The following is a 20,875-nucleotide window of genomic DNA, read 5'->3' as shown; positions in this document are numbered from 1 at the left end:
CGACGCGGCGAAGCCAAAGCACGGCTTATCGGTGGCAAAAGAATCTCTGAATTTGAATCGGCGGACGGCTCGGCTATCGTGGTGCGTGTCTGAACGGCACACCATCCACGCGAGGACCGCACGATGCAAGCCCTTATCTTCGACGTCGACGGCACGCTCGCCGACACCGAGACCGCTCATCTGCACGCCTTCAATGCCGCATTCGGCGAAGCGCGCCTCGACTGGTTCTGGGACGAGGCGCTCTATGCGCGTCTGTTGAAAGTGGCGGGCGGCAAGGAGCGTCTGCTGCATTACTGGCGCACGATCGAGCGCGAAGAAGCCGAGGGCCCGCGAGCACGCGAGGCCGTCGACGCGCTGCACGCGCTGAAGACGCGCTACTACACCGAGCGGGTGCGCGAGCGCGGCGTGCCGCTGCGACCTGGCATCGCGCGTCTGATCGACGAAGCGAACGAGGCCGGCTTGCGCGTGGCAATCGCGACGACCACGACGCCCGCCAATCTCGACGCGCTGTTGCAGGCGCATTTCGGCGCGAGCTGGCGCCATCGCTTCGCGGCGATCGGCGACGCCAGCACCACGCCGGCGAAAAAGCCCGCCCCCGATGTCTATCGACACGTGCTCGAACAGCTGGGATTGCAGCCCTCGGCCTGCCTCGCCTTCGAGGACTCCCGCAACGGCCTGCTGGCGGCGCGCGCCGCGCGCGTGCCGGTCGTCGTTACGCCGAGCGCGTTTACCGCGCATGAGGACTTCGATGGCGCGCTCGCCGTGCTGCCTCATCTCGGTGATCCGCACGCGCCGAATCTTCAGATGGTGCGCGGCGAATGGCATCGCTGGGTGGATCTGGCGATGCTGCGCCAGTGGCATGAAGACGCCACACGCCGTCCCGACTCGGCTGCGCGCGGCGCGTCGAACGCGGATCGACCGGACGCGAGCGCGTCATGGCAATGATTCGCGAGTACCACGCAGTCCTGATCGACCTGGACGGCACGATGGTCGATACCGCGCCCGACATCGCCGCCGCGGTCGACCTGATGCTGAAGGACTTCGGCGCCGCGTCGCTGCCGTTCGACCTGGTGACCGGCTTCATCGGCAACGGCGTGCGTGAACTCGTGCGACGCTCGCTGAACGCGGCGGGCCTCGACGAGCGCGTCGAGCTGGAGCACGCGCATGCCGTGTTCGAGCGGCACTACGCGGTGACCAATGCCGCGTTTGGGCGGGTCTATCCTGGCGTGATGGCCGGACTGCGTGCCTTGCGACAGCACGGCTACCGCTGCGCATGCGTGACCAACAAGCCGAAAACGTTGGCGGCAGCGTTACTGCAGAAAACGGGACTCGCCGCCTGGCTGGACGTGCTGGTCGCGGGCGACACTCTGGCGAGCATGAAGCCGTCGCCCGAGCCGCTGTGGCACGCGTGCCGGTTGCTCGATGCCGAGCCTGAACGTTGTGCGCTAGTCGGCGATTCGTCCGTCGATATCGCGGCGGCGCGCGCGGCCGGTCTGCCGGTCTTTATCGTGAGCTATGGCTATGGCTGCGCGAGCGGCACTGACTTGCTGCGCTGCGATGAGCTGATCGATTCGTTCGAGGCGTTGCCGTCACTTCTGACTCGGCCGCATCCGGTCACCGACGCCAGCGAGAACGTCGACGCGAGCGCGAAGTGACGTTCGAACCCGCGTCGAACGCCTAGCTCGCCGACAGCAACCCCGCCACCCGCTCCGACTTCGTCTGCACCGCAATATCTTTCGCGGTCATCCCCCGGTTGTCCTTCAACGACCGGTTCGCGCCACGCGCCAGCAACAACTGGGCAGTCTCCGCGCGATCGTATCCCGCCGCCCACATCAGCGCGGTCAGATCGTTCTTGTAGGCGCGGTTCACGTCGATGCCGGCATCGAGCAACTGAGCGACGACCTTCGTTTGCCCCTGCCCCGCCGCGTATTCCATCGCGGTCTTGCCGAGGCGGTCCGTCGCGAGCGGATCGGCGCCATGCGCGAGCAGCAGCGCGACGATCTCGTCGAAGCCGCCGTAGGCGGCGGCCATCAACGGCGTGTCGCCCAGCGCATTCGCATGCTGCACGTTCGCGCCGCGCTCGATCAGCGTGCGCGCCATCGCCGTATCGCCCTTCTTGCACGCGGTGACGAGCGCGGTGTCGCCGATCCGGTTCATCGCATCGACCGACGCGCCGCGCTGCAACGCCGCGACGACCGACTGCTGATCGTCGTCCTTCGCTGCCGCGAGCAGTTGGCGGTTGATCTCCCCCTGGTCTTGCGCGAACACCGGCACGCCGACGCCGAATGCGGCGGCAAACAGAACGGTGGCCGCAAGCGGCCGAATGAACCTGTCTCTCATGGTGTCGTCCCCGTGCTACTGCAGATTGTTGATATAGGCGGCCAGATGATGAATGTCGTCGTCAGTCAGATTGCGCGTCACGCTGGTCATGTTGCCCGCGTCGTTGGTGCGCGTGTGCGAGCGGAAGTCCTGCAATTGCTTGACGATGTACTGATACTGCTGACCGGCCACGCGCGGAATCTCGTTCTGCCCGGAAAAGCCGCCCAGGTGGCACATCGTGCACAGCACCTCGGCGGCCTTCTTGCGGCCTGCTTCGATGCTCGCGCCATCCGCGTTGAACGGCACCGGCACGAGCTTCTGCGCGGCGAAGTAGTCGGCGAGATCCTGCATGTCCTCGGTCGAAAGGTTCGCCGCCATCGGCGACATGCGCGGATCGCTGCGCCGTCCCTGCTTGAAGTCCTTCAGTTCCAGGTAGAGGTAGCGCGCGGTTTGCCCGGCCAGAATCGGATAGTCCGGACTGGTCGAATTGCCCATCGGCCCATGACAGGCCACACACACCTGCGCTTTCGCCTTGCCGGCCTCGGCATCGGCGCGCGCGCCCGACGGCAGCCATGCGGCGATCAAACCGCCGCACAGCAGCGCCGCCCATGCAGCGCGCGCCACCCCCGGCGCTCCCCGCAGCGCCGGCCCCCTCATGGCACCGCGAACACGACGACGCTATTGCCACGCTTGAAGTCGAGCTGCGTATTGCCGCCTGCCGCGACCGCGACGTATTGCTTGCCGTTCACGGTGTAGGACACGGCCGGTGCGTTGACGCCCGCGCCGCACTGGAACTCCCACAGCTTCTTGCCGGTGGCGGCATCGAACGCGCGGAACAGGCCGTTGCCTTCGCCGTTGAACACGAGACCGCCCGCCGTCGCGAGCACGCCGCCGATCAGCGGCTGATCGGTCTTGTAGTCCCACGCGACCTTGCCGGTGTCGACGTTCACGGCCGACAGCTTGCCCCATTGCTGCTCGGACGGGATCGTCTTGAACGCGCCCCCGAGCCACAGCTTGCTGCCGCCGGGATAGGCGGCGTCCTCGACCTGATACGTCATCGGCTGATGCAGGTTGGCCGCGTAGACGAGCCGCGTTTGCGGATCGAACGCGATCGGCGACCACTCGACGCCGCCGTTCGCGCCCGGCAACATGCGCGCGCCGGCCGCGGTCGGCAAGGTCCACATGTTCTCCTGCGGAATCATCGCTTGCGAGAAGCGGATCAAACGTCCGGTCGCGCGATCATGCACGTACACGTGACCGGTCTTGCCCGCATGCACGATGCCGGGAATCATCTTGCCGTCGTTGTCGCGCACGTTGATCAGGATCGGCGGGCTCACCGCGTCGAGGTCCCAGACGTCGTGCGGCACGTACTGGTAGTGCCACTTGTACTTGCCGGTGTCGAGATCGATCGCGACGAGCGAATCGGTATACAGGTTGTCTCCCGGCCGGATCGAGCCATACAGGTCCGGTGACGGATTGCCGACCACGAAGAACACCGTGTGCGTCTCCCGGTCGACCGCCGGGGTCATCCAGACGCCGCCGCCGAGCGTCTTGTAAAAGTCGCCGCCCTTGTCGGCCAGCTGCTTCTTCTCCGCGGCGATGTCGCGTTTCTCGTCGCGGCCGGTGGCGTCCTTGGTGGCCCACACGCCTTCCTGGCCGGAATCCGGAATCGTGTAGAAGGTCCACAGCAACTGGCCGGAATTCGCGTCGAATGCCTTCACGAAGCCGCGAATACCGTACTCGCCGCCGTTCGTGCCGATCAGCACCTTGCCGTCGACGACCGTCGGCGCCATCGTTTCCGAGTAGCCTTCGTCGGGGTTGGCGATCTGGCTTTGCCACAGCACGTTGCCGGTCTTGGCGTCGAGCGCGACGAGCTTGGAGTCGAGCGTACCCATATAGAGCCGGTCACCCGAAATCGCGACGCCGCGATTGTTGGGCCCGCAACAGAACGTCGTGACGGGACCCATCTTGTGCTTGTAATGCCAGTACTCCTTGCCCGTCGTCGCATCGATCGCGTACACGTGATTGAACGACGTGGTCAGGAACATCACGCCGTCCTTCACGATCGGCGCGGTTTCCATCGACTCGCTGACGGCTGTCTGAAAGATGAACACCGGTCGGAGCTTAGCGACGTTCGTCTTGTTGATCTGCGAGCCGGGGTAATAGCGCGTCTGCGCGTACGACCCGTTCGGATGCAGCCAGCCCGTCGTCGTGCCGCCGGCGCGATCGAGCTGCTCCTGGCTCACGGGTTGTAGCGTCGAGGGCACCGGCGCGGCGGTGGTGGTCGAGCTGTTCTGCACTTCGTCGGCGGCATGCGCCAACGGCAAGCCGCAGGCAATGGCGAGCAGTGGCAGGCCGAGAATTCCCTGAATACGGTTGAATGGCATGAGCGTCTCCTTGCTTTTTATTGTTCCTATGAATTGCAGCGCAGGAGTGCGACATTGATCCACGCGGACGACAGCGTGAAACAGCACGATGGCGCAACCCTCGCAGACGGCAACAGCGTACGGCTTCGAATCGTTGTCAGCTTTGTCAGGACGGGTCGGCTTCGCAGAGTGGGGGGAAGTACTGCACGGGTCCGCGGAAAACCGGCTCGATTAAGGGTAGCCGATGTGATGTGGATTTTCTAGAGTAAATCGTTAAGGAGTGGGAAGCGATGAACGTGCGCGATGGCCGTCATTCGATCGGCGACGCTCGATCCCATCGGCGCATCGCTCATCTGCGCCAGAAAATAGGTCTTTCTCGCCCCACTCCGGTCGAGCAGCAAGCCCGTCGACACATCCCGCTCATGCGGCTACTGCGACCCATGTTCGCCGCCGCGCGTCGCGTCGAAACCGAACAAGCGGCGCGGCGTGTCCCACTGGATCTGCCGCCGTAGTTTCGCGTCGGGCACGATCGTCTCGAACATCGTCAGCAGCGGACCGTAGTCGAGCCGCTCCGGCGCGCGCAGAAACGGCCAGTCGGAACCCCATACGCAGTGCTCGGGCCCGAACGCGCGCAATAGCGCCTGCGCGTACGGCCAGGTGTCCTCGTACGGATGCGGCGCGCGCGAATACTTCTGCCAGCCCGACAGCTTCACGCTGGCTCGCCCGCTATCCGCGAGCCGCAGCAACGCATCGAAGCCGGCTTGCGCGACGCCGTCCGCGAGGTTCGGGCGACCGCAGTGATCGACGACGATCGCGGCCGGCTGCCGTGCGAGCCATGGGCCGAGCACCGTCATCTGGTCGCCCGCGACCTGGATCTGCGCGAGCATGCCGAGGTCGGCCAGCATGCCGAACAACGCGCCCGCTTCGCGCGTGAGTTCGATGCCCTCCATCGCCGGATTGAACGCGACGCCCACCACCCCGGCCCGCCGCAACGCGGCCAACTCGCCGCGGCCGATGTCGTTATCGACCACCGCAATGCCGCGAAAACGCGCTGGGTACGTTTCGAGCGCGTCGATCAGGCAGCGGTTGTCGGTGCGATAGCCGCTCGTCGGGCCGACGAGCAGCGCGTGGCGCACGCCATACGCATCCATCACGCGCACGAACTGCGCGGCGGTGCCGACCTCCTGCTGCGCCGGCCGGTAGGCGGTGTCGTCGCGATACGGAAAGCGGATCGGATCGAACACGTGGCAATGGCAGTCGATCTTGTCTACGTCGAATACGCTCATGGGTTTTTCCACTCAGAAGGCAGGCGTCGCGGGGGTCTCGCGAGCCGCGCGCTCGACGACGCGCCGCGCGCATGGCGCTGATCAGAACCGGCCGCCGCGCGAATCGGCACCCTTCAGATAGTTGCGGTTGGTCTGTTCCGGATTCCGGTTCACGAGCGGTCGCGCGTACAGCGGATGATGCAGGCTCCGCACTTCGTGCTCGAGCCTGAAGCAACGCTCTCCGGACGACAGATCGACGAGGTCGGCAAACCGGTATTGGTGCGGCTCTTCTCCATACACGAGGCCTTTTGCGTCAAGGCGCTCGTACGGCCCCGAAAATGCGGCGGTGTAAATGGCGATGTGGTGGCCGTCGTATTCAGGAATGGGCTCGGTCGTTTCCGCGTATAGCAGTTGCTGATGCGTGCCGACCTCGATCACGGCGCGGTGCAATCCCCGTTGCTCTTCGATGTCGACGGGCGCGTTGAACATATCGCGGTAAAAACGCGCGATCGGCAACGCGCTGCCGACCGGCACATCCATCTTCACGAACGCGATGCCCAGATCGATGTTCGACCAGGGTGCCGACGCGGATCGACCGGCGGGATCGAGACACTCGTAGCGGTTGCCCCACGGGCAGGTCACTTCGATGCTGCCGCCGCGCTCCTTCCAACCGAACTCCGTGCCGGCGAGCAGAGGTTCGACCGAACGCAGACGCGTCGCGAGCGCTTCGAGCTCGCCCACCACGAGACCGACGCTGCCGCGCAAACGTTGCGCTGCCCCGTGCGGCAAGTGAATCTGCGATCGACCGATGTTGATCCACATATTCTCGACACCGGTCATCACGAAAGGATCGCGCGTGAGCCCAAGGCCGGTGACGTAGAAGGCGGTGGCGAGAATCTGGTTGGGGATCTTCAGGTTGACGTGTTCGAGCAGGATCAGATTGCCGGTGTCGTCGTTAGCGTAGGAGTGTTCCATGTGTTTGCCTTGTGCATGAGCCGCGAAACGCTGGGCAAATTATGCATCAACAGGGCAAACAGTTCGCGCGCGGCGCTCGATCCTCGATATCAACCGCGGTCCACGCCGTCCGCGACATCGCCATTTCGCTGGAACGCGTCGACGAAGTCCGCCACCGTCACGCGCCGGCCGATGTGGCCGACACCCTCTTCGAGCCCCTCGGCACGCAGCAAGTCGCGCACGTCGGCATGCGCGCCGACGATCTTCAGCGCGGCGTTGGAGGACTGAAGCGCGACATGCAGCGCTTTGAGCATGCGCGCGCCCGCCAGATCGACGAACGGCGAGGCCGACAGATCGCAGATCACCAGTCGCACCGGCTCGGGCGCCGCGTGGATCCGCCGCCAGATCGTCTCGCGCACATGCTCGATGTTGAAGTACAGCAGCGACGCTTCGACGCGTACCGCGAGCACATGCGCAATCGTCTCGTTTTCGGCATGACGTTCGAGATCCGAGAAATAGCGCGTGCCGGGAATCCGTCCCAGCATCGCGACATGCGGATGCGCGGCGCGGCGGATGATCAGGAGCATCGACACCAGCACCGCGACGATGACGCCGTTCAGGATGCCCAACAACAGCACGGCCGCGAACGCCACCATCGAGATCGCGAATTCGAAGCGGCTCACGCGCCACAGATGCCGCAATTCGCCGACATCGACGAGGCCCTTCACGGCCACGAGCACGATCGCCGCCAGCACGACGTTGGGCAGATTCGCGAGCAGCCCGGTGAGGAACATCAGGCAGAAGCCGATCGCGAGCGACGCGAAGACCAGCGCCAGCGCGCTCTTCGCGCCGGCCTTGTCATTCACCGACGATTGCGACAGCCCGCCCGCGACCGGGAAGGCCTGGAACAATCCCGCGGCCAGATTGGCGGCTCCGAGCCCCAGCAATTCCTGGCGGGCATCGATCTCGTAGCCGTGCGCCTGCGCGAGCGCACGCGCGGCCGACACGCTCTCGACATAGGCCAGCAACAGGCACGCGAATGCGAGCGGGATGACGCCGTCGACATCGCGCACCCGCAGCCCCGGCAGACGAAATTCCGGCAAGCCCTGCGGCAACGCACCAACGAGCGTGAAGCCGCGGCTCGCGAGCGGCGTGACCGACAACACCACGATCGAAGCCGCCACGACGACGAGCGCCACCGGACGCCCCGGCAGAAACTTTTCGCCGAGCAGCAGCAAGGCGATGCAGACGAGGCCGAACACGAGCACGCTGACGTTGGTGAGCGGAATCTGCCCCCACAGCACGGCGATCCGCTCGAAGAAAGACTCGCCGCCACCTTTCACGCCGAACAGTTTCGGCAGCTGGGTCATCGCGATCGTGAGCGCGGCGCCCGCTTTGAAGCCGAGCAGGATCGTCTCGCTGATGAAGCTGACGAGCGAGCTCAACCGCAGCAGCCAGCCGATCACACACATGCAGGCGATCAACACGGCCGTGAGCGCCGCGATCGAAGCCCAGCGCGCCGGGTCGCCGCCGGCCATCGTCGCAACCGTCACGCCGACCAGCATCGAGATCGCCGAGGTCGGGCCGATCGCGAGCTGGCGTGACGACCCGAACAGCGCGTAACAGAGGCCGCCGACCAGATAGCCGTAAATGCCGTATTGCGGCGGCAGACCGGCCAGCGACGCATACGCGAGCGAGACCGGAATGCCATAGGCCGCGAGCGTCACACCGGCGACCGCGTCTTTCACGAGCCAGCGCGGTCGATAGCTTCGCAGCCACTGGGCGGGAGGAAACACGGCACGCCAGCCGCGCACGGGCGGCGCGGCCGTCGCGAGACCGGGGACGCCGGATGGGTTGTTCAACGTAGTGCCTCGACTGCGCAAGCAGACTTGACGGAAACACGGGCGCGCTGTGCGGCAATGGCCTCAGGGCAACCCGCGGCCGCTCAGAGCGGCTCCTTGACGCGCTGCCACGTGTGATCCGGATTGAACTCGGTGATGGGCGGCGCATGGGCGCCACGGTCCTTCTGGTAGATCACGCCGTTGTTGCTGACCACGAAGGTCATCACGCCGCTCGTGCCGTACTGCGCTGGAGAAGCGACCATCGCGAATCCCGCGATCATGTGCCCGTTGATCACGTAGCTGAACGCGCCGCCCGGCGCGCTCTTGCCCTGCCGCGTCAGAATGCGGAACTCGTAGCCCCGGAACGGATCGCCCGTCCCGTGACCTTTCAGATATTCGGAGCTGGCGGCGACGAGCGGACCGAACGGACTCTCCTCCTCGTTGCTGTCTTCGTCGGTGTGCCAATAGAGGCCGTCATGCTTGCCCGGCGTGCTGGCCAGTTTTTGCGCGTATTCGAGCAGGCCGTCGGTGTTCCGGTCGCGCGACGCGTATTGACGCTGCGCGTCGATATAAGCCTCCAGCACCTTGATCGCTTCGTTCTCGTTGGAGCCGATCCGGCGATTGATCATTTCTTCTTCGCCCTGCTCCGTGGCGAAGCGCCAGCTGCCGCCCTCTTTCACGATCGGTATCGGCATCGGCCACGCCTCGTCGCCGACCAGCAGAATCCGCTTGTCCGGGCCCCGATCGTCGAGCACGCGATAGGCTTCGAGCTCCTTGCTCGCCTTGGCCCAGTTCGCCTCGTTCTCCGCCTGATCCGGCGACACCACGAGGCTCTTGTGCTGGTCGCCGAAGATGGCGACGAGCGACGCTTCGTCGTCGGTCTTCAGTGCGGTGGACAGCGCGGCGACCGCATCTTCCGGGGTGGCGAACGTGCGCTGTCCTTCGGCGAGCGCGGCCAACGGAACCGACAGCGCGAGCACCATCGCGCAAAGTCGGCACGATGACGCGACGCGTCGCCGCGAATCGTCGCGTGCGCGCTTTCCGGTGATGCTCTGCCCGCTCATGACTGCTCCTTATCGCCGTCCGCCGCCGCCGCGGCCGCCACCGCCAGCCCGCGGCGTGAAACCACCACCGCCGCCACGCCCGCCGCCGCCGCCGGAAAATCCGCCGCCACCGCCGCCGCGCGCGCCACCGCCGGAAAATCCGCCATGCGACGACGCCGATTGACGGCTCGCCGCGCCGCGTGCGCTGTTGGCCTGCGCGTCGCGCGCCGAGCCGTAGCCGCTGAACGCTTCGCCGCCACGCGATTGCGCCGCGCGCGGACTCGCTTCCCGGGTGCCCGCCGAGGCCGTCGGTCGCTGGCTCGCCTGCGGGCGCCCTTGCCCGCCCGCGCCGCCACCCGCGAAGTTTGCTGCCCCGCCGCCCCCGCCGGTGCCCCGGCCTCCGAGGTTGCCGGCGGTCGCACCGCCACCCGCACCGCCACCCGCACCGCCGCGATTGCCACCTGCGAAGCCGCCGCCCCCACCCGCGCCGCCGCCGCGCGAGGGCGGATCGCCGACCCGTTGCGTGCGCCCCGAGCGGTCCCCGACACCGCTGACCTGGCCGGGCTTCTTGTCCGGGGTCCACGCCGAGGTGCCCCCTCCTTGCCCGCGACCGCCGCCACGGTTGATGTCGCCCGTGTTGATGTTGCCGCGCTCGACGTTCCTGCCGCCTCGCTCGACGTTCCGGTCGCCGCGATCGATGTTGGTTTCGCGGTTGATATTGATGTTGTTGTTGCCGCCGCCCCCGTAATGCGCGACATAGTGCCCGCCGCTCCAGGCGGCGCCCATCGCCGCGCCCCAGATCAGCCCCGTCGCGAGCGCGGCGCCCGGCGCGTACGGATAGTAATAGGCCGGATACGGCGTGGGCGCGTACGCATAGGTCACGGGCGCACTGGCCACGACGACGGTCTGCGGGTTGTACTGCGGAACGTAGATCACCTGCGGATCGGCCGGCTGGATCTTGATCACTTCCTTCTCGACGACCACCACCTGCTTGTCGTCGGATTTCAGATGCCCCGCCGACTGCGTTTGCCGCCGGAAGCGCTGAATCGCTTCGAGCACCGCACCCTGATCGGTCACGACGGCTTCGCCGAGAGCGGTGGTCCAGTCGAGATCGGTGCTCATCTTCTTGACGACGTCGGGGTAATTCAGCAGCGCCTTCACCGGATCGTGCCACGCGTCGTTGAGCTTCAGCGACTTGTCCTTCTTGTACTGATCGAGAAAGCGGTCGGCCTGGACGATTTCCAGTGGATAGGTGGAGCCAGGGAGGATGATCGCGATCAGGTCGTCGGGATACAGCGCGATCGGCCCGACCAGCTGGTCGAGCGTCGCCGCGGGAATGGGAGCGTTCGGGGCGGCGTCCGCAGCGCTGTTCGCGGCGGGCGCCTGCGCCAATGACAACGAAGTGGAGAACGCGCCGCAGCACGCCAGAAGCGCGGCGCCCAGCACCTGGCCCACGCGCCACCGCCGGTCGGCCATCGTTGCAAACGGAATGATGCGTGCCCGAGCACGCGGATCACGGTCCATCGATGCTTCCCCTTGCGCTTCGTCACCGCTTCCCGGGTTGCCATGCCGAGCGGCAATCCTCGGTCGCCATGGTTGACAAACAGTTCTCCGAAGCAATGGAAACCACATGCACCTGTTGCATGACTACAGTTTGGAAACCACCCACGGTATTGCAAATACGACCTTGGTCCGATTGCGCGCGAGACGCCCGCGACGCCATGATGAAAGCGAACCTGCCATTGCTGCGCAATCATCGCGCGGCAACCGGTCCCACCAGAATTTCCATTCACGGGTGCCGGTTGCGCCCTCGAGCCTGAGCAAACAGGCAGCCGGCGACTCGCACCCGCGTGTGCTCACGCAAGGAGCTGTCGTGAATAAATCGACGAAATACTTCGTGGTCGCCGCGTTGGCCGCATCGCTATCGCTGGACGGCATGGCTCAATCGAGGCCGATTGCCTATCCGGCCAAAGGGCAAAGCCCGCAGCAACAACAGCAGGACGAAGGCGCCTGCTATGCGTGGGCAAAGAACAATACCGGCATCGATCCGACTATGGTCGCCAACGCGCCGCCCCCGCCTTCCGGTCCCGCGGTAGGAGGCGGCGAGCGCGTGCAAGGTGCCGCGCGCGGCGCGGCCGGCGGCGCGATCATCGGCGCGATCGCGGGCGATGCCGGCAAGGGCGCGGCGATCGGCGCCGCGACCGGCACGATGGTCGGCGGATCGCGCGCGCGGCAGAACCGGCGCGCGGCCCAGGCGCAGTCGCAGGCACAAACGCAGGGTTCGATGGACACCTTCAATCGCGCCTTCGCCGCGTGCATGTCGGGCCGCGGTTACACAGTCAACTGAGCGGTCAATTGAGCGGTCAATTGAGCGGTCAATTGAGCGCTCAATCGAGCGCGCGAGCGGGCATCGATTCGCCCCGTTCAAGGAGAGCAGCATGACAAACGGCAAACTCATCATCGCGGCGGCGCTCGTGTGCCTCGCGAATACGGGGTTCGCGCAGACGGAAGCGCCGGTCACGGTCAAGAGCGAGCCCGGCAAAGTCACCGTGTCGGACACGGTCAAAACGACCTCGACGGTCGTCGGCGTCGAGCCGGAAACGCGCACCGTCTGGCTCAAGGATCCGAAAGGCAAGGTCGTGCAGGTCGTGGTCGGCGAGGAAGCCCGCAACTTCGATCAGATCAAGGTCGGCGACATGGTCAAGGCCGAGTATTCGCAGGCTCTGACCGTCTCGCTGCAAAAAGGCGGCGCGCCGCTGACCGCCAACGAAACGCAAACGCTCGATCGCGCGCCGGCGGGCGCGAAGCCCGCCGGCTCGGCCTCGCGCGAAGTCACGATCATGGCGAACGTGACCGCCGTCAATCACCAGAGCGGCGTGGTCACGCTGAAAGGCCCGCAAGGCAATTCGGTGGACGTGATCGTGCAGGATCCCGAACAGCTCAAACGGATCAAGAAAGGCGATCAGATGAAAGCGGTCTATACCGAGGCGGTGGCCATCTCGGTGGAGCCCGTCGCCGGCAAATAGCGGGCACCCATAGTCCGCGCGCATGAGCCTTCGATCAGCTCGGCGAACCCATCGAGCGGAGCCCCAAAAACGATGGCGGACACGGCCCAACGCCCCCCGCAACCTCCGCCCGAAGCACCGCGTCAACTGCTCCGGCCCACGGTCGATCTCGCGCAAGTCCTGCTGGCCGCGGGCGCGCTGCTATTGCTGATCGGCGGCAGCCTTTACATCGTGCATCCGTTCGTGCCCGCATTGATATGGGGCACGACGATCGTCACCACCACATGGCCGCTGATGCTGAAGCTCCAGCAGTTACTGGGCGGCCGGCGCTGGCTGGCCGTGACGATCATGCTGCTGGCCGAAATCGTCGTGATCTGCATTCCGACCTATGGCGCGGTGTCCACGCTTGCCGATCATGCCGACGAGATCATGGATTTCGTCAAAGGCCTGCCCACCTACTCGCTTCCGTCGCCGCCGCAGTGGCTGACCGGCATACCGTTGACCGAGCACTTCACGCGGGAATGGCAACGACTGTCCGAGGCGGGACCGGGCGGCATTCTCGCGAGGATCGAGCCGTATGCCGCCGTGGTCGCGAAATGGCTGCTGGTGCAGATGGGGCTCGTCGGCGCGTTCGCGCTGCATCTGGTGCTGATGATCATCGTGTGCGGCCTGCTGTACGCCAAAGGCGAGGCCGCGGTCGAACTCGTGACCGCGCTGGCCTTGCGGGTCGCGCCGGCCAACGGCGCGGGGATCGTGCATCTGACCGGACAGTCGATCCGCGCAATCGCCCTTGGCGTCGTCGTGACCGCGCTGGTGCAGGCTTCGATGGGCGCGGCGGGCATCTGGCTCGCGCGCATTCCGTTCGCGGCGGTATTGAGCGCGCTGATGTTCGTCATGTGTCTGGTGCAACTGGGCCCGCTGCTGCCGATGCTCGGCTGCGTGTTCTGGCTCTTCATGCACGACTCGCAGCTGACGGCCATCATCCTGCTCGGCTGGGCCGTCTGCGTATCGGCGCTCGACAACGTTCTGCGGCCGATCCTGATTCGCCGCGCCGTCGCGCTGCCGATGGTGCTGATTCTCACGGGCGTGCTCGGCGGCCTGATCGCGATGGGGCCGGCTGGCCTGTTCATCGGCCCGGTCATTCTCGCCGTCACCTATCATCTGCTGCTCGCATGGATCGCGCTGCCGAACCGGCCATCGGCGCAAAACGATCCGGCCGGCCCGGCGGGAGCCGCGCCTGGCGCCGGCCTCGCTGCGCAGCCAACCGACCGAGGCGGCGGCGCGCTGTCGTGAAGCCACGAAACCCCGGCTCGCCTCAGATCAAACGGTGCGCTAGCGCCAGATCGGTCTCGGGCGGCGCGAAATCGGCGCGCCGGAAGCGCACCGTCGAGAAGACCCGCAGCGCGTCGGGACTCGCCGGCAAACGCGCGAGGCGAAACTCTATGTCGTGCGCGGGCCGCGTATTGCCCTCTTCGACGACGACGTTCATCCGATCGAGCCGGAACGAGCTTTTCAGCACGTAGAAGTGCGCATCGGGCGCGGCCAGTACGTCGCAAATCACACCGAAATGCCGCTCCAACGCTTCGGTCTTCAGGCCCAACTGCGCCAGCGCCTGATCGTTCTCCTCGATCTGCTCCTGAAGCCGCGCCACGTCGGCATAGTTCGACGACGCGTCGCTGCCGAGCAGCGAGCGCACGCCCGCCCCCTGGCGTTCGAGAATCGCCAGCCGTGTTTTCAGGAGCGCCCGTTCGCGTTCCAGCTCGCCCTGCCGCGCGGTCTCGGCCTCGATCTTCCCGAGGCCTTCGAGCACGAGCTGATCGACGATCCGCAACACGATTTCCCGCCGCAAGGCGGCTTCGGATTCGCCGCACACGCGCACCTGGTGATCGCTGAAGCTGATGGTCGTCTGCGCGATGTCGGTATGCGTCGCCTCGCCATGTTGTCCGACGCCGAAAATATGCCGCTCGTCGATGGCCATGCCGAGCACCGCGAAGGCTTCATCGGCGGCGGGATGAGCGCTGAAAAACGCGTTCAGCGCTTGCGAGCGGTTAAAGGGCTCGCAGACCTCGTCGGGCGTGGCGAAAAAGGCGTGGATGTACGGATCCGACGCCCAGGCCGCCGCGTTCGCTTCGCGCGCGGGCGGCACTTCATCGACGAGCCGGTCCAGATAGGCCAGCGTGTGCCGCACGTTGGGCAGCAGACGCGACGCGTAGTTGTTCGCGAGCCGCAGCGACGGACAGAGCCCGACGATCCGCTCGACGATCGCCTTCGCCTGCGGATCTTCGCTCTCCTCGGGCGCAGCGCGCTTAGTCAGCCACGACAGCAGACCCATGCCCGGCTCCCGTCGCCCGTCACGATTCGTCGCGCTCCGGCAGCAGTTGCGCGACGATCGTGTGGTTCTTCCAGAACAGGTTATGGATGCGGTTTTGCAGAATGCGCAGTCCGTCCGTGGTCACGTCGTCGAAGACGACCACCGCGGCGGGCCGTGAACCCGTGCCGTGCAGCCGCTGGATCGAGCTGTACTGCGGGAAGCCATACCGGACCAGGAACTCGCCGATCTCTTCGTCGGAGACACTTTCCTCGACGTTTCCAAGATACAGTTCAGCCATGATGCTTGCTCCTTTAGACCCTATGCGACGATGTTCAGTCCGCCGTCGATATACAAGGTGGAACCGGAAAGCCGCCGCGCGTACGGCGTAGCCAGAAACGCGCAGGTATAGCCGACGTCCGTGATATCGACCAGTTCGCCGAGCGGCGCGCGCTCGATCGCCTCGTTCAACAGCAACTCGAAATCCTTCAGGCCCGAAGCGGCGCGGGTTTTCAGCGGCCCCGGCGAAATCGCGTGCACGCGCACGCCCTGCGGCCCCAGCTCGAACGCCAAATAGCGCGCGCAAGCTTCGAGCGCCGCCTTGACGGGGCCCATCACGTTGTAGTTCGGCACCACCTTGTCGGCGCCGTAGTAGCTCATCGTCAGCATGGTGCCGCCTTCTTTCATCAGCGGCGCGGCGAGGCGTGCCATCCGCACGAACGAATGGCAGGAGATGTCCATCGCGCTCAGGAAGCCTTCGCGCGACGAGTTCAACAAGCCGCCATGCAGATCCGCTTTCGGTGCCCAGGCAATGGCGTGCACCAGAATGTCGAGGCGCCCCCACGTCTTCTCGATCCGCTCGAAAACGGCCTCCATTTCGTCCTCGCCGGTGACGTCGAGCGGCATGAAGAGCTCGGCATCGAGTGCGTTGGCGATCGGCTCCACATAAGGTTTCGCCTTGTCGTTCGCGTAGGTGAGCGCAACGCTCGCGCCGAGTTCGTGAAACGCTTTTGCGCAGCCGTAGGCGATCGAATGCTCGTTGGCGATGCCGGTCACGAGGGCCTTCGCTCCTTGCAGAATCAAACGCGGTTGCTCGATCGGCATGGTGAAGCTCCCTGGGTCTAGGCAATCGCGCGCGTATGGCGGGCGATCATCAATTCCTCGTTGGTCGGCACGACCCACACCGGCACCTTGCTCGAAGCGCGGCTGATCAGCGGGCCACCCGCCCGGTTGGCATCTTCGTCGAGTTCGGCCCCGAGCCACGCCGCGTCGCGCACGATCCGCTCGCGGATCGCGACGGCATGCTCGCCGATGCCAGCGGTCAGCACCACCGCGTCGAGACCTTGCATCGCCGCGGCCGGACTGCCGAGTTCGCGCCCGATGCGGTAAGTGTAGACGTCGATGGCAAAGCGGGCGCGCGGGTCCTCGCTGTCGAGCAGCACGCGCATGTCGCCCGAGATGCCCGACATACCGAGCAACCCCGAGCCTTTGTAGATCAGGTCCGCGATCGTCTGCGAATCCATCTTCAGTTCGTCGAGCAGATAGAGAAGCACGCCGGGATCGAGGCTGCCGCAGCGCGTGCCCATCGGCAGGCCGTCCACCGCCGTGAAGCCCATCGTGCTGGCCACGCTCTTGCCCGCGACCATCGCGCACATGCTCGCGCCGTTGCCCAGATGCGCGACCACGGTGCGCCCCGCGGCCGCGGCCGGCGCGATGTCCGGCAGCACGCTCGCGACGTATTCGTACGAGAGCCCATGAAAACCGTAGCGCTGCACACCGCGCCCGGTAATCGACGCGGGCAGCGCATAGGCCTGCGCGATCTCCGTTTGCGTGCGATGAAACGTGGTGTCGAAGCACGCGACCTGGGGCAGGTCGGGACGCAGTTGCGCGAGGATGCGGATCGGCTTCAGGTTATGCGGCTGATGCAACGGCGCGAGCGGGCTCAGGCCGTCCAGTTCGGCGAGCACTTCGGGGGTCGCGATCACGGGGCCGGTAAAGCGCTGGCCGCCGTGCACGACGCGATGCCCGACCGCCTTCAGCTGATGGCCGTCGCCGTGATCGCGCAGAAAGCCGCCCAGATATTCGATCGCGCCCTGATGGCCGAGCTGGTGGCCGTCGCCCCACTCGTGCGAGCTGGCCGCGCCGTGGCGGTCGGTCGCGCGAAAACGCGGGCTCGTGTAGAGCCCTTCGATCTGCCCGTGCAGAATCAGCTCGAGTTGCGCGTGTTGCGCGTCGAAGACGCTGAACTTGAGGCTCGACGAACCCGCGTTCAATACGAGGATCACATCCGCCATGACGTCACCCGAGCACCTTGCCGGCTTCGCGCCGCGCCTTCGCCACCAGCGCGGCGACCGCGCACGACGCGAGACGCGACGTCAGCGAATCCGCGCGGCTCGTCAAAATGATCGGCACGCGCGCGCCGAGCACGATGCCCGCCGAGTCCGCGCCGGCCAGAAACGACAGGCTTTTCGCGAGCATGTTGCCCGCTTCGAGATCCGGCACCAGCAACACGTTGGCGCGCCCGGCGACCCGCGACTCGATGTGCTTGATGCGGGTCGCTTCGATGTCGATCGCGTTGTCGAGCGCGAGCGGACCGTCGACGAGCCCGCCGGTAATCTGCCCGCGGTCCACCATCTTGCACAGCGCCGCCGCTTCCACCGTCGATGGGATCTTCGGATTGACGCTCTCGGTAGCAGACAAAATCGCCACGCGCACTTCGTCCACCCCCAGCGCGTGCCCAAGGTCGATCGCGTTCTGCAGGATGTCGACTTTCTCTTCGAGCGTCGGCGCGATGTTGACCGCGGCATCGGTGATGATCAGCGCCTGGTCGTACGCGGGTACGTCCATCACGAAGCAATGGCTGATACGCCGCGCGCTGCGCAGGCCGGTGTCGCGGCGAATCACCTCGGCCATCAGTTCGTCCGTGTGCAGGCTGCCCTTCATCAAGGCCTCGGCCTTGCCTTCGCGCACCAGTTGCACGGCGGCGGCGGCGGACGCATGGCTATGCGGCGCGTCGACGATCTCGAACGCCGAGATGTCGATGCCGTGTTCAGCGGCAATCGCTTCGATGCGCGCGCGCGGCCCGACCAGCACCGGCGCGATCAATCCCATCCCGGCCGCTTCGACCGCGCCCTTCAGCGAACTCTGGTCACACGGATGCGCGACCGCGGTCGGCAACGCCGGCAGCGTCTGGCAGTATTCGATCAGACGCCGGTACTTCGCGTGCTTTTCCATCGATATATTCCTCGTGTGTACGACGTGTCGGGTTGCGCCGTGCCAACGGGCGCGTCGCGCCGACGTCCGGCCGCGCGCCGCGCCGCTCGCTCACGCGCGCGTCCCAGCCGGCAAACGCGCGGGGCGTTTGCGGCTCTCGCGCGGCGCCAGCACCGCGCGGATGCGTTCGTAGGCCTCCTTTTGCGCGGCGTCGGGTGCGGAATTCAACACGCGCTCGTCGACGATCAGCTTGTCGAGCAGTTCCAGGAAGCGGGCGCGGTCCTCGCTGTGTTCGAGCAGTTTCGGCAGCGTGGCAATCGCCTCGTCCGGTTCGAAGCTGACGATGATTTCCTGCTCGCCGCGAATGCGCCGCCAGTGATCGGAGGCGATGTCGGGCAGGTACTGCGCGTAGCTCTCAGCGATCTCCTTACGCAGCTCGAAGCGCGCGAGCGGCAACGACGCGCCCTTGTGCGACAGCAGGAAGGCCGCGCGCGCGAGCGCCTCGGTGTAGCCACCCTCGCCGATCGCCTGCAAGGCCGTGCGCACGAACGGCAACTCGCGCGGATTGACCGCGCCGGCTGGCGCGGGCAAGCCGTCGGCGGACGCTTTGCCGAGGAACGTCGCATACAGATTCGCGTACACGCTGAAGAAGCTGGCCTCGGTTCCCGCGTCGCGCATCGCGCGGTAATAGTCGAGCGACGCGCTGAGCATTTCCGAGCCGTTGTGTTCGAGCTTGCTCCACGGGTTGTCCACGCTGGCGCGCTGACGATTGTCGCGCACCGACTGCGCGGCCGCCGGCAGCCAGCCCAACCAGGGGTTCATCGCGGAGACCGCCCAGCGCTGCCAGCGCAGCGGATGAAACTGGCGCAGCATGCGCGCGCTCGTCTCGTTCGACATCGCTTGCACGAACGGCTGCGCGAGCAGTTCATACATGCGCTGATTCAGGTTGGACACCGCGGCGACCGCTTCGAACGGCTTTTCGTCGACGCGGCCGAAGCGGTTGTAATGCGCGGCGATCTCCTCGAGCCGCCGCTCGTGAAAATCCACTTCGTATTCGACCTCGCCGGCCGCGTTCCTGACCTCGTTGATGCTCATGCCATAGAGCCCGGGCGGAAACGTTTCGATGGTCTCGAGCACGGAGACGATCTGCTTGTGCTCCTTTCGCGCGACTTTGCCGGACACGAAAATGCCGAGGTGACCGATGTTCTCGTGCGTCAGGCCGACGATCACCTGACCGCGCGCCTTGATCTCCTCGGTGCTGCCGTAGAGGTCGGCCACCCAGTTGAAAGCCTGCTGCGGCGGCGTGATGTTGTCGCCCATCGACGCGAACAGGACGATCGGCGAGCGGATTTCACGCAGATCGAAACTCTGGCCGCTGCTGTTCGTCACACCGCCCGACCACAGCTTGTTGCCGACGAACAGATTGCGCGTGATCCATTCGATTTCTTCCCGATTCATCAGGTAATAGCTGCCCCACCAGCGCTCGAATTCCAGAAAGCGCGGCGGCTCGGTGTCGATGTTCGAGAACAGGTGGTAATACTTGTCCCAGAACGTGTTGGCGGGGTTCAGGTTCTCGAAGTTCTCCACCAGATACGCGCCGTCGAACTTGCCGTTGCCGAGATCCGCCGCGTACGACGCGAGCCACGTGCCGCCCAGCATGCCGCCCGAGTAGCGCATCGGGTTGTCGCCCCCGCCTTCGCTCCAGGCGCCGCCCCAGTACGACATCGGCGCACCGTTGATGACGATCGGACCGGTGTCGTCGGGGTCGGAACTCGCGAGCATCATCGCCGCCCAGCCGCCCTGGCAATTGCCGATGATCGCGGGCTTCGGACTGTCGGGATGGAGCGAGCGCACCTTGCGCACGAAGAGTTGCTCGGCGTTGCACACGTCGAGCATGGTCTGACCGGGCTCCGGATCGCGAAAGAACACGACGAAGTAGACGGGATAGCCCGCGCGCAGCGCGATACCCGCCTGCGAATCGTCTTTGAAGCCGCCGATGCCGGGGCCGTGCCCCGCGCGCGGATCGATGATCAGATACGGGCGTTTGCGCACGTCGACGCCCACGCCTTCGAGCGGACGCAGTTGCAGCAGCGCGTAGTTGACGGGCCGCTCGAAGGTGCGGCCATCGACCAGCATGTCGTATTCGAAATGCAGCACCGGCGTGGGACCGGCGGCGCTGCGTTCGACGAACTCGTTGCCGCGCTTGTACAGCGTGTCCCAGAACAGCAGTGAGCGCTGCATGGTGTCCACGGTGTATTGCCATGCATTCAGCGGATTGAACGGCGCGGCCGCCGAGCTGACTGGCACGCTGTCGTTGTGATCGAGCCCCAGCGTTTCGGAAACCCGTTCGTTCAGATGCCGCTGGGCGATTTGCGTGCGCTTTTGCAGCACGTGGGAGATTTTCGAGGCGATATCCTGGCTTTGTGACAACAGCGTTTCAGCGTCCATCGGGCGACTCCTGAAAGGTGCGCGTCACGATCGCTGCCGAGGCGCGTGCCGTGCATCGATTGAATCGTGGAGTTGGCCCCGGCCTCCCGCAATCGGACCAAAGTCTTATTATG

The 20,875-nt window shown here is 65.9% G+C and carries 18 protein-coding genes and 1 pseudogene; 5 read left to right on the top strand and 14 right to left on the bottom strand.

Annotated features, from left to right (window positions below; genetic code table 11):
• Window positions 1–123 precede the first annotated feature (123 nt).
• A complete protein-coding gene (locus tag CI15_RS28325; RefSeq protein ID WP_062134670.1) occupies window positions 124–945 on the top strand; it encodes an HAD family hydrolase in 822 nt (273 codons plus the stop codon).
• Window positions 936–1,655: a phosphoglycolate phosphatase gene (gph, locus tag CI15_RS28320; protein ID WP_062134667.1), complete on the top strand. Its 720-nt coding sequence runs from the start codon at window positions 936–938 to the stop codon at window positions 1,653–1,655. The genes CI15_RS28325 and gph overlap by 10 nt, the downstream gene beginning before the upstream one ends.
• A 22-nt stretch (window positions 1,656–1,677) precedes the next feature.
• Here the strand turns inward: gph and CI15_RS28315 are convergent, their stop codons facing one another.
• The 8 genes from CI15_RS28315 to CI15_RS38125 all read right to left on the bottom strand — a co-directional run bounded on the left by CI15_RS28315 (window position 1,678) and on the right by CI15_RS38125 (window position 11,312).
• The gene (locus CI15_RS28315) at window positions 1,678–2,340 is read right to left on the bottom strand and encodes an ankyrin repeat domain-containing protein (RefSeq protein WP_062134664.1); all 663 of its coding nucleotides are present in this window, start codon (window positions 2,338–2,340) and stop codon (window positions 1,678–1,680) included.
• A gap of 15 nt (window positions 2,341–2,355) precedes the next feature.
• Window positions 2,356–2,976, bottom strand: a complete 621-nt coding sequence (locus tag CI15_RS28310; protein ID WP_062134661.1) for a c-type cytochrome — start codon at window positions 2,974–2,976, stop codon at window positions 2,356–2,358.
• Window positions 2,973–4,706 (bottom strand): pyrroloquinoline quinone-dependent dehydrogenase, encoded by a 1,734-nt coding sequence (locus tag CI15_RS28305; protein ID WP_062134659.1) that lies wholly within the window; start codon window positions 4,704–4,706, stop codon window positions 2,973–2,975. The genes CI15_RS28310 and CI15_RS28305 overlap by 4 nt, the downstream gene beginning before the upstream one ends.
• Window positions 4,707–5,113: 407 nt before the next feature.
• Window positions 5,114–5,971: an amidohydrolase family protein gene (locus tag CI15_RS28300; protein ID WP_062134656.1), complete on the bottom strand. Its 858-nt coding sequence runs from the start codon at window positions 5,969–5,971 to the stop codon at window positions 5,114–5,116.
• Window positions 5,972–6,052: 81 nt separating this feature from the next.
• On the bottom strand, window positions 6,053–6,925 hold the full coding sequence (locus tag CI15_RS28295; RefSeq protein ID WP_062134652.1) for a VOC family protein: 873 nt from the start codon (window positions 6,923–6,925) through the stop codon (window positions 6,053–6,055).
• A gap of 89 nt (window positions 6,926–7,014) precedes the next feature.
• Complete coding sequence (locus tag CI15_RS28290; RefSeq protein WP_062134649.1) at window positions 7,015–8,766, bottom strand: SulP family inorganic anion transporter; 1,752 nt, start codon at window positions 8,764–8,766, stop codon at window positions 7,015–7,017.
• Window positions 8,767–8,849: 83 nt separating this feature from the next.
• Entirely contained in the window at window positions 8,850–9,809 is a 960-nt protein-coding gene (locus tag CI15_RS28285) for a DUF2950 domain-containing protein (RefSeq protein ID WP_062134646.1), read from the bottom strand.
• A gap of 9 nt (window positions 9,810–9,818) precedes the next feature.
• The gene (locus tag CI15_RS38125; RefSeq protein ID WP_063910589.1) at window positions 9,819–11,312 is read right to left on the bottom strand and encodes a DUF3300 domain-containing protein; all 1,494 of its coding nucleotides are present in this window, start codon (window positions 11,310–11,312) and stop codon (window positions 9,819–9,821) included.
• Between the two features lie 349 nt (window positions 11,313–11,661).
• On the opposite strand from CI15_RS38125, the gene CI15_RS28275 reads away from it, so the two are divergent.
• The 3 genes from CI15_RS28275 to ydiK all read left to right on the top strand — a co-directional run bounded on the left by CI15_RS28275 (window position 11,662) and on the right by ydiK (window position 14,086).
• On the top strand, window positions 11,662–12,135 hold the full coding sequence (locus tag CI15_RS28275; protein ID WP_082814325.1) for a glycine zipper family protein: 474 nt from the start codon (window positions 11,662–11,664) through the stop codon (window positions 12,133–12,135).
• Window positions 12,136–12,226: 91 nt separating this feature from the next.
• Window positions 12,227–12,814: a hypothetical protein gene (locus CI15_RS28270; RefSeq protein WP_062134644.1), complete on the top strand. Its 588-nt coding sequence runs from the start codon at window positions 12,227–12,229 to the stop codon at window positions 12,812–12,814.
• A 72-nt stretch (window positions 12,815–12,886) separates the two neighbouring features.
• Window positions 12,887–14,086, top strand: coding sequence for an AI-2E family transporter YdiK (gene ydiK, locus CI15_RS28265; protein ID WP_063910588.1), 1,200 nt, complete (start codon window positions 12,887–12,889; stop codon window positions 14,084–14,086).
• 22 nt (window positions 14,087–14,108) lie between these two features.
• Here ydiK and CI15_RS28260 read toward each other — a convergent pair whose 3' ends face one another.
• The 6 genes and pseudogenes from CI15_RS28260 to CI15_RS28235 all read right to left on the bottom strand — a co-directional run bounded on the left by CI15_RS28260 (window position 14,109) and on the right by CI15_RS28235 (window position 20,762).
• Window positions 14,109–15,125, bottom strand: coding sequence for a hypothetical protein (locus CI15_RS28260; RefSeq protein ID WP_062134641.1), 1,017 nt, complete (start codon window positions 15,123–15,125; stop codon window positions 14,109–14,111).
• Window positions 15,126–15,144: 19 nt separating this feature from the next.
• Complete coding sequence (locus CI15_RS28255) at window positions 15,145–15,402, bottom strand: RNA recognition motif domain-containing protein (protein ID WP_062134639.1); 258 nt, start codon at window positions 15,400–15,402, stop codon at window positions 15,145–15,147.
• A gap of 20 nt (window positions 15,403–15,422) precedes the next feature.
• Window positions 15,423–16,205 (bottom strand): enoyl-ACP reductase FabI, encoded by a 783-nt coding sequence (gene fabI / locus CI15_RS28250; RefSeq protein ID WP_062134637.1) that lies wholly within the window; start codon window positions 16,203–16,205, stop codon window positions 15,423–15,425.
• A gap of 17 nt (window positions 16,206–16,222) precedes the next feature.
• Entirely contained in the window at window positions 16,223–17,395 is a 1,173-nt protein-coding gene (locus CI15_RS28245) for an acetate/propionate family kinase (protein WP_062134635.1), read from the bottom strand.
• 4 nt (window positions 17,396–17,399) lie between these two features.
• A pseudogene (locus CI15_RS28240) lies at window positions 17,400–18,356 on the bottom strand (phosphate acetyltransferase); the annotation flags it as partial.
• Between the two features lie 69 nt (window positions 18,357–18,425).
• The gene (locus CI15_RS28235; protein ID WP_062134631.1) at window positions 18,426–20,762 is read right to left on the bottom strand and encodes a DUF3141 domain-containing protein; all 2,337 of its coding nucleotides are present in this window, start codon (window positions 20,760–20,762) and stop codon (window positions 18,426–18,428) included.
• Window positions 20,763–20,875: the final 113 nt, after the last annotated feature.

This window comes from Paraburkholderia monticola (assembly GCF_001580545.1).
Classification (GTDB): Bacteria; Pseudomonadota; Gammaproteobacteria; order Burkholderiales; family Burkholderiaceae; genus Paraburkholderia; species Paraburkholderia monticola.
Note: the sequence above shows the minus strand (reverse complement) of the source record. Positions and strands in the feature narration are given on the sequence as shown.